General features: G+C 45.7%; 10 protein-coding genes. 7 read left to right on the top strand and 3 right to left on the bottom strand.

All coding sequences use genetic code 11. From position 1 onward, the window contains the following. Window positions 1-133 precede the first annotated feature (133 nt). Window positions 134-1,315, bottom strand: a complete 1,182-nt coding sequence (locus tag HL061_RS00340) for an outer membrane protein assembly factor BamD (protein ID WP_093070971.1) — start codon at window positions 1,313-1,315, stop codon at window positions 134-136. A 743-nt stretch (window positions 1,316-2,058) separates the two neighbouring features. Here HL061_RS00340 and HL061_RS00345 point away from each other — a divergent pair. The 7 genes from HL061_RS00345 to guaD all read left to right on the top strand — a co-directional run bounded on the left by HL061_RS00345 (window position 2,059) and on the right by guaD (window position 12,993). Continuing rightward, window positions 2,059-3,285 carry an RluA family pseudouridine synthase gene (locus HL061_RS00345; protein WP_201587692.1) on the top strand — a complete coding sequence of 409 codons (1,227 nt, stop codon included), beginning with the start codon at window positions 2,059-2,061 and terminating at the stop codon, window positions 3,283-3,285. Between the two features lie 113 nt (window positions 3,286-3,398). Continuing rightward, entirely contained in the window at window positions 3,399-4,394 is a 996-nt protein-coding gene (locus HL061_RS00350) for a polyphenol oxidase family protein (protein WP_223332923.1), read from the top strand. A gap of 103 nt (window positions 4,395-4,497) precedes the next feature. Next, complete coding sequence (locus HL061_RS00355; RefSeq protein WP_240365029.1) at window positions 4,498-5,109, top strand: flavodoxin family protein; 612 nt, start codon at window positions 4,498-4,500, stop codon at window positions 5,107-5,109. 977 nt (window positions 5,110-6,086) lie between these two features. Then, window positions 6,087-7,793, top strand: coding sequence for an FAD binding domain-containing protein (locus HL061_RS00360; RefSeq protein ID WP_223332921.1), 1,707 nt, complete (start codon window positions 6,087-6,089; stop codon window positions 7,791-7,793). Between the two features lie 97 nt (window positions 7,794-7,890). Next, the gene (gene xdhB / locus HL061_RS00365) at window positions 7,891-10,464 is read left to right on the top strand and encodes a xanthine dehydrogenase molybdopterin binding subunit (RefSeq protein ID WP_252962376.1); all 2,574 of its coding nucleotides are present in this window, start codon (window positions 7,891-7,893) and stop codon (window positions 10,462-10,464) included. Further along, complete coding sequence (locus HL061_RS00370) at window positions 10,457-11,476, top strand: XdhC family protein (protein WP_252962377.1); 1,020 nt, start codon at window positions 10,457-10,459, stop codon at window positions 11,474-11,476. Before xdhB ends, HL061_RS00370 begins: the two co-directional genes overlap by 8 nt. An 86-nt stretch (window positions 11,477-11,562) precedes the next feature. Further along, window positions 11,563-12,993, top strand: a complete 1,431-nt coding sequence (guaD, locus tag HL061_RS00375; RefSeq protein WP_252962378.1) for a guanine deaminase — start codon at window positions 11,563-11,565, stop codon at window positions 12,991-12,993. 143 nt (window positions 12,994-13,136) lie between these two features. Here the strand turns inward: guaD and HL061_RS00380 are convergent, their stop codons facing one another. Continuing rightward, entirely contained in the window at window positions 13,137-13,664 is a 528-nt protein-coding gene (locus HL061_RS00380) for an ureidoglycolate lyase (RefSeq protein ID WP_093069012.1), read from the bottom strand. Next, entirely contained in the window at window positions 13,664-14,782 is a 1,119-nt protein-coding gene (alc, locus tag HL061_RS00385) for an allantoicase (RefSeq protein ID WP_093069014.1), read from the bottom strand. The genes HL061_RS00380 and alc overlap by 1 nt, the downstream gene beginning before the upstream one ends. Window positions 14,783-14,870 lie beyond the last annotated feature (88 nt).

Consider the following 14,870-nt stretch of genomic DNA (forward strand, 5'->3'; position numbering starts at 1 on the left):
AACAGTTTACCATAGGTCGATTATGTTGGGGCAGAGGTAATGAGGTACTGCTAGAAAAATAAGGCCAACGTAATGTTGACCTTATTATCAATGAATACAGACTGTGTTAGCTAGGCTAAAAGACCTCACATAATCAATTATTATCCATATCACTCACACTGTCGTCATTTAGCGTAGTGCGACGTGTTGGATTGGTATTTAGTGGATCGACGTTGGCTTCTCGTGCAGTCGAGCCAGTGCTTGATTGGCTGGTCACGCGCTCAGCTGACGCTTCAGGCAGACCTAGGCCTACGCTAATACCATTACGTGCAGACGCATTGTTGGCGACTGGAGTGTTGGCAGGCGTTGTGTTTGTCCCTGCTAGTCTCAACTGGGCTGCGTTGCCAATCATTTGGGTTTTGGTCGCGCCATTATATTCGCCCGTTGCCACTGAGTTGTCAGTTGTGCTTGAACGACCAAGCTGTCCAAAGGTAATCTTATTGAGCCAAGAGCGATCACGTTTGGTGCTCAGTTTCACGCTGCCATTACTCGTCAGCATGTTTGGATAGTTGATTTGCAATAGGGTTTTGTACTCATTTGCCAAATCTGTTAGACCAAGTTTTTCGTGGCTATAGGCTAGGACAGCAATGGCATCTGGTACTGACTCACTCAGTGGATAGTACTGGAAGACCCATTTGGCACGGTTGACAGCTGCCACATAAGCTTCACGCTCGATATACCAGTTGGCTGCGCTCATCTCGCTCTCAGCAAACTGATTATAGATAAATGTCATGCGCTGGGCGGCATCTGGTGCATAGGGGCTATTTGGGTATTTGCTAATAAGTTCTTGGAAGTTGGCAAAGGCAATACGTAGATACGCAGTGTCACGCTCCGCTTGGTTTAATTTAAACAGCTTCAAACTCTCAGACGAGCCTTCCATATTGGCAACGCCGCGTACATAGTAAGCATAGCTGACTTGGGGATTAGAAGGATATAGACGGATGAATTGCTCAGCACTCGCTGCTGCCATCTCGTATTTATCGCTTTGATACTGTGCATACATCATATCAAGTAATGCCTGTTCAGCGTATTGCCCAGTTGGGTAAAAGGTACGCAGATTGGTCAGTTCTTCAACACCTTGAACATAGCGGCCTTTATCGATTTGAGCGATGGCATCGTTATAGTAACCTTGCTCTGACTTTTCCGCTGTTTCTACCGCGTCGACATCTTTGGCGCCAGTGAGGTTTTTGAATGTCTGGCAACCCACTAGATTGACGCTAAGCGCAAGTAAGGTGATTGAGGACAGTTTGATAAACGTATTGCCAACAGCTTGCATACTTCTTCTCCGACACAAGACGCATGATAGCAGCAGTGCTATCATGCTATATAAAAAATTAGTGATAAAAAACGATGCTGAGTATTCAGCGATGCACAAGCAACACGTTTTTCATCGAATGCAGTTTTTGTTATGACGTATTGTACTGGTAGATTGGGTCTGATACATAGAGCTTTTATAGTAAGCCTGTAATAGATCAAATGCATTTAATCATATTCAAAAGGTTTAAATGGCAAACACTGTCAATAAAAACCAATGGTATTTTTATACTGTATTTGAATATGGCATAGCAATACAGTGCCATAGCATACAGCAAAACATGGCTATACTTTATAGAATAACGTTTGCTTCGTCTATTTTTTCGCTATCTATATTTTACAGGCAGTTTACCATGAGCGGCTATCACGAGCGATACCGAATATCGCTGGCAGGAACAAATATACAGTAAATTACAGCAATGTTATGTTCTAGAGAGCTAAGCAGTAAAGCTTGGCACCTCAGAAGCGCTCAAAAATTCACAGATAGTATGCACTTTTATAGGGCTTGGACGCGTGACATGATACACTAGAGCGGTATTGTCTCCGCTTTTTTGACCTGCATAGCTTTTATTATTTGCTAGAGGTCAAAAAACGACAATTTTTTATTATTTTATCTTTGAATGAAGTCACCTAACAAAATATAGTTAGTAACTTTACATAGTTAGCAACTTTGCTAGGTATCAATCCGCTATGAATAATGATGCCATGACTACCCATTTATCACCGAATCAATCGCTAGAGACTGATTCATCAGCACAAGAGTCACCAATGCCAAATAACGTTTTAAATAATGACGAGCCTGACAATCAAGAAATGATGGATGAGCAGGAAATAATGGACGAGCATACTGATGCTCTTGATAATGACGACTTGCTCGAAGAAGATAGCGATATTGATGAAGAAATTGACGATGGCGACATGGATGAAGGCGACGACAATGAAGCGCCAGTAGCAGGTCAAGCGGTACCAGTGGTGGTAGATATAACGCATATCGTCACAGAAGATGAGTCTGGCTTACGTATTGATAAAGTCGCTTCACAGGTGTTTGCAGACTTTTCGCGCGTGCAACTACAAGGTTGGATCACGGACGGTAGCTTACTCTATAACGGCAGTGTGCAAAAACCAAAGGTTCGTGTCAAAGCAGATGACGTGCTACATCTATCGACAACATTGCAGCAGCATAGTGAAGATCAACCAGAAAATATCGATATCGATGTGGTCTATGAAGATGATGATGTATTGGTCATCAACAAGCCTGTCGGTATGGTGGTGCATCCAGGTGCGGGTAACCAGACAGGCACTTTGGTCAATGCTTTGCTATATCATTATCCGCAGCAGCATCACTTGCCGCGTGCAGGGTTGGTACACCGTATTGACAAAGACACCTCTGGATTACTACTCATTGGTAAAACCAAACCGGCTCAAATGGCGTTGATGGAGCAACTAAAAGACAAATCTGTTTATCGTCATTATCAGTGTGTGGTAGCAGGCGATCAAGCAAGCTTGCTGCGTCATCGCCGTATTGATGCGCCGATAGGGCGACATCGTACTCAGCGTACCAAAATGACAGTCATGACTGCCGGCCGTGAAGCGGTAACCCATCTATTAAATGTCACGCCACTGAATGACAACTACTGTCTGTTAGATGTCGGACTGGAAACAGGTCGTACGCACCAGATCCGTGTCCATCTGAGCCATGTGACCCATCCGCTAGTCGGGGACCGTGTCTATGGTGGTCGTCGTCAACTGCGAGCAGGTTTGACAGAAGCACAGCGCCAAGCCATCAGCAACTTCCCGCGCCAAGCATTGCATGCTTATACTCTTGGGTTTGTGCATCCGGTAACTGGTGAGGATATTGAAGTGACGACGCCACTGCCAGAAGACATGCAACAGCTAATAGCTGTATTAAGCGACGGCTATGATGACGAGTAAACGCTATTGAGAAAAGCGGCTGTCTAAAGGTGTTTACGACAATTGCCAAGTTTATAGTAGTGATTTAGTGATGCCAATTTTTAGACAGTCAAAGATAAAAGGATGGGGCAGTCGTGACAAACAAGCTTCCGATAATAGATAATTTTCCAATGACCATGCTCGCGCAAATGGATGACGTGGCTGTTTTCCAAACGGCTGCTTTTGCGCCGAATAATATTGACGAACCTGCTACCGCAAGCCAGCAAAGAGGGCTTGACAGTCAAGCAAACCATCAAGCAAATTATGGCGCGCTAAATCTAGGCCTGCATGTCAACGATGAGGCGGCAAAGGTATTAGGTAATCGTATGAGTCTGTTGGCTGCGATTAATACACAGATGGCAAGTGAGTCATCACAAACTGAGCAACATACTGCTATTCACAGCTTACATTGGGTCAGTCAGATTCATGGTAAACAGATCCATGATATTGATACGACGCCTTTGAGCATGGCACCAATGGCGGCTGACGCCATAATCAGCAAGCAAAGTGGTCGTGGACTGGCGATCATGACGGCAGATTGTGTGCCGATTGTCTTATACCAACCCGCTAGCGGTAAAATCGCCGCCATTCATGCAGGCTGGCAAGGATTGGCGTGCGGTATCATCAAAGAGACTGCTCAGCGCTTTACCGATTCAGGGGCTATACAGGCTTGGATAGGGGTGTGTATCAGTCAGGCCAATTATGAAGTGGGTCATCAAGTTCGTGACCAATTATTGGCTGGTTGCTTAGATAATCAATTACTCACGGCGTCAGATAGTGATAATTTTGACAGTTTATATGTGATGCGCTCAGATAGTGGTCTTGAAAATCATAGCGATACTCAGCATTTACATAAGACAGTTGATAAACTATCGAATTGCGCTACAGTGCACACGCATAAAGTTAAGCTAAACTTACCAAAACTGGCCGCTGATCAATTAACAGCTGCTGGCGTGTCGATAGATAGTAAAGAACCTATCAGCTGTAGCTATGCAGATCGGCATTACTATTCTTATCGTCGTCAAACGCATATGCAGCAGCCTGCAACGGGAAGAATGGCGCTTGTGATTGTGCGCCGCGCTGCTACGTAGATGTCAGCTCACAACTAACAAACCTATTGAGTGCGCTGAGTCGTTTTGCACTCGTACACTATATTATTTTTATTTAACCATTATTGTCATTATTAGAGTCTGTATGAATACAACTAGCGAATCCTCAAAAATATCTCCTGATAGTACGCCTAACGTATCGATTGCTGTTATTTTTCATAGCAACTACGGTCATACTAAGCGTGTCGTTGAAGCGATTGTACAAGGCGCGCATCAGCAATTACCAGAGGCCCAAGCAAAAGCGGTTGATATTCATGATATTGACTGGGATTATTTAGATCAGGCAGATCTATTGGTTTTCGGTAGCGCGGTATATATGGGCAGCGTCACCGCTGAATTCAAAACCTTTATGGATGAAACCTCAAAGCGTTGGTACAACCGCACGTGGGAAGGCAAATGGGCCGCAGCTTTTGCCAACTCAGGCGGTCTGAGCGGTGATAAACTTGCCGTGTTGCAGCAAATTTCTCTATATGCCATGCAGCATGGTATGAATTGGATTGGTCTGCCGCTTATGCCGACGGGTCATGAGGCGCACGATCTCAACCGTCTATCTAGCTTCTTAGGTTTGATGACACAATCTCTTGACGGACCACCTGAAGAAACGCCAGGGAAAGGAGATATTGATACCGCTATTTGGTTTGGTGATCATTTGGCTAAAACCATCATTAAACATCAGCCAGCGGATAGTAAGCGTTAGTTAACACAGTGGGTGACAGGCTACTCCAGTAAAAAAGCAGACACTATTGATGTCTGCTTTTTTTATGTCAATGTTATGGAGCAACCAGATTAGTCGGTACAGGCTTAACAGGAATAGGGCTATCAACAAATTGGAAATGTTGACAACCAGTCAGCATTAGCGACGCTATCAGCAGACAAATAGAGGTAAGTGACTTCATAATGGTATCTCAGAGACGATATATTACCCAATAATATATCTTGTATGTCTATCTATCGTTAGAAGCGATGACAGTTAAAAGTAAGGTTTACTTTTAGGTATTATATATAAAAACAGGTCGGTTATATAACCTTAAAAAGGTACAAAGACTTGGCTTTGTTTTTGAAGAAATTATTTATTCAGTCATGACGTAACTTGTCTACTATGCGTTTGTATTAGCTATAGTCAATCAATATTAAAAGTGGTACGAGGCAGACGAGTGCAAGTACTACAGTAGTAGGCTAAACGAGTCTAACGCTGTAACACTTTAATAGTGGTTCGACTATATATCAATGACTAACATGACGAGTCTTAGAAACTATCTCTGCTGTTAGGATTGATAGCGGTTATCAGATAGCGGCTTGAAGGTCAATCATTTAGCAGTATCGACAGATGTTTGAATGGGTTGTGTTATAAATAAGAATAGTGATAATATGTTGAAAGCTGACCAAATAGTCAGGTATATAGCAGTACTAATTCTTGGCAAAAGCTCCTGATAATTACTGCTATTTATGGTCGATTTATTTGCTATAAAAGAGTGTGCGATATCCTACTCATCGACATCCTGCAAATGCGACATAGAATAAATAGTAAGTATATTAAAAACTAAAAACGTACTTGCCGATAAACTTACTTGAGCGGTTGCAGCAAAATATAGATTAAGCGTTTACCTTTCGTACTCAAACCACTAATGCTTCTCAGTCTTATACTCACTTTCATTATTTTAGCCGAGCCTTGCTATGATTAGTTTTTATCTCAATGGAAAATACCATGAGCTAACCCAGCTTAACCCCAATACGACAGTGCTTGAGTATCTACGATTGCATGAAGGCCAAACGGATACGAAGGAAGGCTGCGGCAGTGGTGATTGCGGTGCTTGCACGGTAATGGCTCAACGCCTGCCTAGCACTATCCAGCAAACGCTTAATGATGAAAATGGCAACGAAAAAAATGCTACGCCTCCATTCTATACGATTAACTCCTGTATTACGCTATTGTCGCTGATGGACGGTCATCACCTGATGACAGCGTCCTACTTGGCGGACAATCCTGAGCATCATCCAGAACGTGCTTTGCTGCATCCAGCACAGCAGGCGATGGTTGAGTGTCACGGATCGCAGTGTGGTTTTTGTACCCCTGGGTTTGTCATGTCGCTTGCTTGCGTTTACGAAAATAATCGTATGCAGACAAGTTCAGAATCAGCAAGTCAGAGTGATGCTAAGCAGTTGAGCTATGATGAAGTGGTTGCGTCAATATCGGGCAATTTATGTCGCTGTACAGGCTATCGTCCGATTATCGAGGCAGGCCTACTGATGAGCGAAATCGGTCAGAAAAGAGAGGAAGAGCAGTCGGTGGTGAAAGACTTGACTATCAGTCTCACAACAGACGCGATGGGTAGTACAAAGGAATCAGCAGTATCTGCAAATGCGCCAGCTGAAGCCGAGTCGGACAATGTAGAGTCAACAGCTATTGCCCCTGCACTCAATGATGCTGGGCGACGGTTATATATACCCAAGTCACTAGACGAGCTTAATCAAATATTAGCAGCTAATCCGCAGGCGACGATCTGGGCAGGTGGTACGGATTTGGGGTTGAGTGTAACCCAGCATTTGGTTGATCACGAGATCATTATTCAGCTCTCAGGTATTGAAGCGCTAAAGTCTTGGTCGCTATCAGATGCAAATAGTAACACATCGACTGACGAACAAACTCAAAGTCAGTCGCTAGTGCTAGGGGCTGGCATGAGCTATCAGCAAATGCTCCCTGTGCTTGAGCAGTATTTTCCACGCTTTGCGCAAGTGTTTGAGCGCATTGCCTCTCCGCAAATTCGTAATATGGGCACCATCGGCGGTAATATCGCCAACGCATCCCCGATTGGTGATTTGCCACCGATTCTCTTGGCGTTAGATGCGTCAATTCATTTGCGTCATTGCGCGCCGAATCGTGAAGAGTCAGGTAAAGATTTAGATAGTAGTGATTCGGTTTATACGGATGAAATCATACCGTTATCAGCATTTTTCTTAGATTATAAAAAGACCAAGTTGCAAGCAGGTAGTTATATTGTCGCTATTCATATTCCTTTGATGCAGGATCATCAGCATTTATTTATTCATAAGATTAGCAAACGCTACGAAGATGATATCTCAGCGTGCTTACTTGCGGCGCGGCTTGATGTGTCAGCAGATGGTGCAATTATCGACAATGCAAAGCTTGGGCTCGGTGGCATGGCAGCGATACCACTGCTTGCGGTGCACTGTCAGCAAGCGCTCATTGGTCAAGCTACTGATGTTGCAAGTTTTGAGCAAGCAGCACAGGTGCTATCTGCAGATGTCACACCAATGGCGGATGTCAGAGCCAGCCGCGAATATCGCATGCATGTGGCGCAGCGTCTACTGGTGAAGTGCGGTAAACAATTGATAGCGGAGAGGCAGGCTGAGAGCGCTTGACTGTCAGCGTAATTGAGTATCAATACTGCGTCATGAGTGTATTTGTCAGAAATAAAAAAGCGCATCAGTAAATGCGTACTAATAGAAGAGATTTGCTATGAGCCATCATTCGTCTTTATTTGACAGTTATAGTATCCGCCGCGTGCGTCCGCCAAAAAACAAGATCGGCACGTCAGCCAAGCACGACAGTGCGATCACCCATGTCATGGGGACGGCAACTTATGTGGATGATATTACCAAACCACAAGGCACGCTACATCTAGCAGTAGGCAAAAGCAGCCACGCCCATGCACGTATATTAGGTATGGATTTGAGTGCTGTCAGAGAGGCTGATGGGGTCGTTGATGTTTTAAGTTTTAAAGATTTACCGGCGCAGACAGATATCGGTGCGGTGTTTGATGGTGAGCCACTGATGGTGAATGACATTACAGAGTATGTCGGTCAGACGCTATTTGTGGTGGTGGCAACCAGCCATCGCGCTGCCAAAAAAGCCGCCACCAAGGCAGTAGTAGAATATGAGCCATTGCCAGCGGTACTTAGTATTGATAAAGCGCTAGAGCAAGAGTTATTTGTGCGTCCAAGTCATTTTATGAAGCGTGGTGATGCGGCGACGGCGCTTGAGAGTGCACCGATTCGTATTGAAGGTCATATTCATATGCGCGGGCAAGAGCACTTTTATCTTGAAGGGCAAGTGTCTTATGTGGTGCCTTGTGATGATGGCGGGCTGGAAGTGTACACGTCGTCACAGCATCCAAGTGAAGTGCAGCAGCTCGTCGCCGAAGTGACGGATTTGCCCTTTCATGCGGTCAATACGGTCGTACGCCGTATGGGTGGTGGTTTTGGTGGTAAAGAAACGCAAGCCGCGGCGTGGGCGTGTCTGTGCGGTATCGTTGCCAAGCGCCATAACGCTCCTGTCAGTATGCGGTTAGATCGCCAAGATGATATGGTCGTGACCGGTAAGCGTCATGAGTTTGCCAATCGTTATGAGGTTGGCTTAGACGAGTCTGGGCGTATATTGGGCGTCGATATGCAACTGGCAGGTCTGTGTGGTTATGCGCCAGACCTGTCTGATGCTATCGTCGATAGAGCGATGTTCCACTGTGATAATGCCTATTATTATCCAGCGGCTCGTGTGGCGGGTCATCGCTGTAAGACGCATACCGTATCCAATACGGCCTATCGCGGGTTTGGTGGTCCACAAGGGCTAATGACCGCTGAATATATGATGGACCATATTGCCTATACATTAGGGCAAGATCCGCTGCAAGTGCGCTTAGCAAACTTATATCAAGATGGTCAAAGCACCCATTACGGTCAGACCATTGAGCATTTTGATTTAGCAAACATCATGACCAAACTGGCAGCGGATTGCGATTACGACAAACGCCGCCAACAAATTATAGCAGCCAATAAACAAGCCGCCGCTGAAGGTAGTGACAAGCGTTTGGGTCTTGCGTTAACACCCGTAAAATTTGGTATTTCATTTACGGTGCAGACGCTCAATCAGGCGGGTGCGCTGGTACACGTTTATACCGATGGCAGCATCCATCTCAACCACGGTGGTACGGAGATGGGGCAAGGTCTGTACATCAAAATCGCCCAAATTGTCGCCAATGAGTTCGATGTGGATCTAGATACAGTAAAAGTGTCAGCGACTCGTACGGATAAAGTACCTAATACTTCACCAACTGCCGCGTCATCAGGTACCGATATCAATGGTAAAGCGGCGCAAAATGCTTGCTTAAGTATCAAAGCGCGCATTGTTGAATTTGCTGCTGAGCATTTTGAGGTGTCACAAGAAGACATACGCTTTGAACAAAACCATGTCTATATCGGTGATAAAGAGACACTAACCTTTGCCGAAATGATTCAGCTGTCGTATCAAAATCGCATCAGCCTATCGTCTACTGGCTACTATAAAACGCCGAAGATATTTTATGATCGCTCCAAAGCATGGGGACGTCCGTTCTTCTACTTTGCGCTAGGTGCTGCTTGTGCTGAGGTTGAGATTGATACGCTGACAGGTGAGTACAAAGTGCTGCGCTGTGATGTGCTGCATGATGCAGGACAATCGATCAACCCTGCCATTGACATCGGTCAGATTGAGGGCGGTTTTGTGCAAGGTATGGGCTGGCTCACAGCAGAAGAGCTGATCTGGAATGATAAAGGAAAGCTTGCATCCGACAGTCCTGCCAATTATAAAATTCCAACGGCGCATGACTTGCCTAAGCAGTGGAATGTCAAATTATACGATCGCAAAAACGAAGAACAAACGATTTATAATTCTAAAGCCGTTGGTGAGCCGCCGTTTATGCTGGCAGCTAGTGTCTGGTGCGCTCTCAATAACGCGGTGGCTAGCCTTGGTAATTATCAAAAAAATCCAGAATTGACCATGCCTGCGACCCCAGAAGCCGTATTAAAAGCAGTTATGCGTATGGAAGGTTCGTCTTGGGATCTAGAGACCAAGGCGGACAAGGATACGATGGATAGCCTTATTGAAGGTATAGAAGAAAAGGGCGATCTCTATAACGACAAAGTCATGCCGCAAGATGTACGCCATGCCAAAGATATTGATCCAAAAGAGGTAGCCGGCAAACAGACTGATGAGCAGCCAGAAGCGATAGAGCACCCAAATGTCGCAGGGGCAAGGGGTCCTGCGCACAGTGAGTGAGTCATTGGTTCCACCAAACATCTGGTATGAAGGTCTAGCGCGATATCAGCAGCGCGGCATGGCTCATGTGTTGGCAACGGTCGTGGCTGTGAATGGCTCGGCTCCGCGTGCGCTACAGGCAAAGATGATTATCACGCAGGATGGTATTGTAGATACGCTGGGCGGCGGCGGTCTAGAGCACGATGTGATTACTACTGCTCGTCAGCTATTAAGTGGCGAGATATCCACCACGGTATCCAAACAAGTCAAACCAAAAATTTCTGAAGCTAATGAGACAAGCGCGTCAGCTCCTTCTAAAGCAGTACGCCGAGACGCGGTTTATACTAAGCATTACCCGTTGGGTGCGAAATTGGCCCAATGCTGCGGCGGTAGCGTCACTGTTATGTTCGAATGCTTTAATGTGACGCCGCCGATGTCAGTACTGGTATTTGGAGCAGGTCATGTGGCATCAGCGCTCATGACTATCCTTGCTGAATTGCCATGTCAGGTAGATTGGGTAGACAGTCGCCCAGAGATGTTTGAGCGTTACTTGATTGATAAAACCAACTCCAGTGAAACGGGCCAACCAGGCAACAGTGCCTACCAAAACCCCACACCGAATCAATCACAACTCTATCAGCTACCAAGGCATATCCGTCCGCATATCGATGACGATCCTGTCGATTTTGTGCGTCCATTTATTGAGCAAGGTGGTCAGCGTTTTATTTTGGTTATGACGCATGACCATAGTGTGGATTTTGAGCTGGTGCGCGCAGCATTAGATACTATTTCTGATATCTGCTTAGCTGATAGTAAGCGCTCAGATATCTCATTACCTTATATTGGCTGTATTGCCTCATCCACCAAAGCCAAACGTTTTAGAGATCGTTTGATTCAGCGTGGCTATAGTGAGCAACTAGTCAATCAGCTCATCATGCCAATCGGATTACCCATCGGCGGCAAAGAGCCAATGGCGGTGGCCGTATCTATCGCGGCACAGCTATTACAACGTTATCATCAGGTTGCTCTTTGAAGGGACTAATTACTTCATGAAGCCGTGTCATTTTTTATTAAATAATTAAAACGCTCAGTACTACTACGCCATTGTGAGACTACCAAATGACCCTACATATTTATCAAGCTCATTTATTACATTATATTAGCGAAGATGACCTTGCTAAGCGTACGGCTGCTGAATTATCCGATACTAGAATTCCTGACTTTCTCGTAAATCTGACCGTTGATAAAGATACAACGTTGCTTCCAGTAATTGCAGGCGTGCGTGTTTACCCTGAGTATATTGCCGACGGTGCACTTGTTATTGATGATGAGACTGGACTGATTATTAATTATGGCAGTCGAGAGGCGATGCTAGCAAATTATGTGCTGACCGCTACTAATGACAGTCAAGAACCAGTACAGATTCATGACCATCGGCACAAACTCATCATGCCGGGTTTTATCGATACCCATGTGCACTATCCGCAGATAGATATGATTGCCGCTTATGGTGAGCAACTGCTTGATTGGCTCAATAATTATACTTTTGTGACGGAAGCCAACTTTGGTGATCCAAAAATAGCGCATGATACCGCGCAGTTTTTTTTGAACCAATTACTTGCCAATGGCACGACCAGTGCGATGGTTTTTGCAACCAGTCATCCGTTATCTGCCGAGGCGTTTTTTGCTGAAAGCCACAGGCTCAATACGCGTATGATCACGGGTAATGTCTTGATGGACCAAAATGCGCCTGAGCCGCTATGTGTGCCTGCTGAGCAAAGTATCCGTGACACTCAAAATATCATTGATAATTGGCATGAGCGCGGGCGTCAGCATGTGGCCATTACCCCGCGCTTTGCGATTACGTCGAGCCCTACACAATTACGTCTGGCAGGTGAGTTGTATGCCAGCCATGACAGTGTGTATTTGCAAACGCATCTGGCAGAAAACCGTGATGAGGTGGCTTTTGTGCAGGAGCTGTATCCCAATCATAAAGGCTACCTCGACGTCTATGATGATATGGGATTACTGGGCCGCCGTACCACCTTGGCGCATGGTATCTACCTTGAGACACCAGAATACGAGCGTCTACGCGCGACTGGCACGCAGATATCACATTGTCCAACGTCCAATCTGTTTTTGGGTAGTGGGCTGTTCGATTTACCAAAGACGTTAAGTTATACCGGTGTTAGTATCGCCACCGACGTTGGAGCAGGCACGAGCTTATCGATGCTCACGACGTTATCAGAGGCATACAAAGTCCAGCAACTACAAAGTAATCAATTATCAGCACACCAAGGGTTGTATCAGATCACTTTGGGCAATGCGCAGTCGCTACTATTAGATGATAAGATTGGTAACTTTATGCCCAGTAAAGAAGCGGACTTTGTCGTGATTGATATGAAGGCCACAGCATTGTTAGAGCGGCGTATGGCGCAGACCAAAACCCTTGAAGAGCAGTTATTTGTGCTGATTATGCTGGGTGATGATAGAGTGATTGAGCAGACGATAATTGCTGGTCAGAGCCGCTATCGAAAATCTGCGGTCTGATAAACTGGCGAAAAACATGAGTCACAAAAAAGCCCCGTTTATATATCATAAACGGGGCTTTGATTGGTCTGTATCTTTTGTTCTGTGCTTTTTTGTCTGTGCTTATGAGATAGCTTGGCGACTTTTTTTCTAACTGACATTTTCTAACTGACGTCTTCTAACTCAATAAGCACACCCCAGTCCGTAATGTCTATCTCATGGCAGTTGTTACCTTCGCCATTGATACGATCAATCACTAAAAAGTCACTGTCGCGTCCAAGCGCCAATAAGGGATGATGCCAGACGTTGGCAGCATACTGTACGCCTTGATGCGACTTGGCATAAAACACGGCCAGATCATCAGGCGATTGTGGCGGCGTACCTGCTTTGGCAACGACGACGACATAGTCCTGACCTTCCATCGACACAAATGCTTGCGTGCAAAACGGATGATACTCCATGACGGAGAGGGCAATCGGATTCTCACGTTTTTTGGCTCGAAAGATACTCATACCGACAGTGCCACCCTCAATCTGACTCGCAGCAAGCGCATGATGGCGAACCGCATAGCCATTATTGATCTCATAAGTGTTGTCAGCGGTTTGCTCCTCCTCACTATAGCGCTCGATAACCGAGCCGTAAGGGGCAAAGTCGCCTTTGGTCAAAGGCTGAGCCGTTAAGATAACACTCATTATTTGACCTCTGTATTATCAGTAGTACCAACATGATCTGCTACTTTGCCAAACACGCGCACGCGGCTGATACCACCATCAGGGAAGATATTGACTCGGATATGGGTGATAGGCTGGTCTATTAAGAGCTTGTCGTTACCGAAGGTATGGATGTCATCCGCATTGGTTTTTTGCGGCTCAAGCAACGTATCCCAAAACATACTTTGAGTGACCAAGGTTTGCTCTGGCGTATTTGGCGAGTAGACGGCTTGAATGGATACTTTATCAGGATAGTTGCCTTTAAAATGAGCGGTATCTATCTCGATAGAATCCACGATACCTGCTTGACCTAAGGCAATAATGCACCAGTCATTGCCTGGCTCACGGCGGCGACGCGTCTCCCAGCCATCACCCATATTGGGCGCTTTGGTCGGTAACAGTAAGTTGCTGGCAGCACCAAAATGTGCGTCGTTACTGGCGATTGCACGACCGCCATTTAACGCGCCTGCCAAGTCGAGCATTTCACCTTGATTGTTTAGGCTGGCATCAAGTTGGATATCACCATAGACACGCAGTCGAGCCACGCCGCCATCTGGGTAAATATTCAAACGGATATGGGTGACCGTTTGCTCGTTATCAGTTTCGATAAACTCATGATTGTGTCCTTGTAGCGGCGTCATATCCACTAGCGCCTGCCAGTTTTTACTGTCCCAGTCTTTTTTACTGAGGCTAGTAAGCTCAGTTTCATCTTGCTGTAGTAGCTCTGGCGCGTATAAGCTATCGACACTGGCAGAAGAGGGGAAGTTACCCGTAAAGTGACTGGTATCAATGTCAAGGCCCGCGATTTTGGTCGGACGCGCCAGCTGAATGACTAAATAATCATAGCCCAAATGACGCTTACGGCGCGTCTCCCAGCCGTCCATCCATTTACCGTTATCGTCAAATTTGCCGACCACAAAAATAGGCGCATCAGGATTTAGGATGCGGCTTTTATCCGCAAAAAAGTCATCGGTCGCAAATAGCGCTTTGGCACCCAAGCGACTGTCGGCTACGTTGGGTTTTTTAGTAAAGGCTGGCAGGCTCTCAGGTAGATTATTTGCTGAGATGATTTGTCCCACTTCTGAAGTGTTTTGACTCATCATGATTCCTTTTATTTGATAGTAGATTTAATTGATCGTGTGCCACTTGTTTTATTTATTCGACACACTGCGATGTATTCAATGAGCG

Source organism: Psychrobacter sp. PSP (assembly GCF_024085615.1).
GTDB classification, from domain to species: Bacteria; Pseudomonadota; Gammaproteobacteria; order Pseudomonadales; family Moraxellaceae; genus Psychrobacter; species Psychrobacter pacificensis.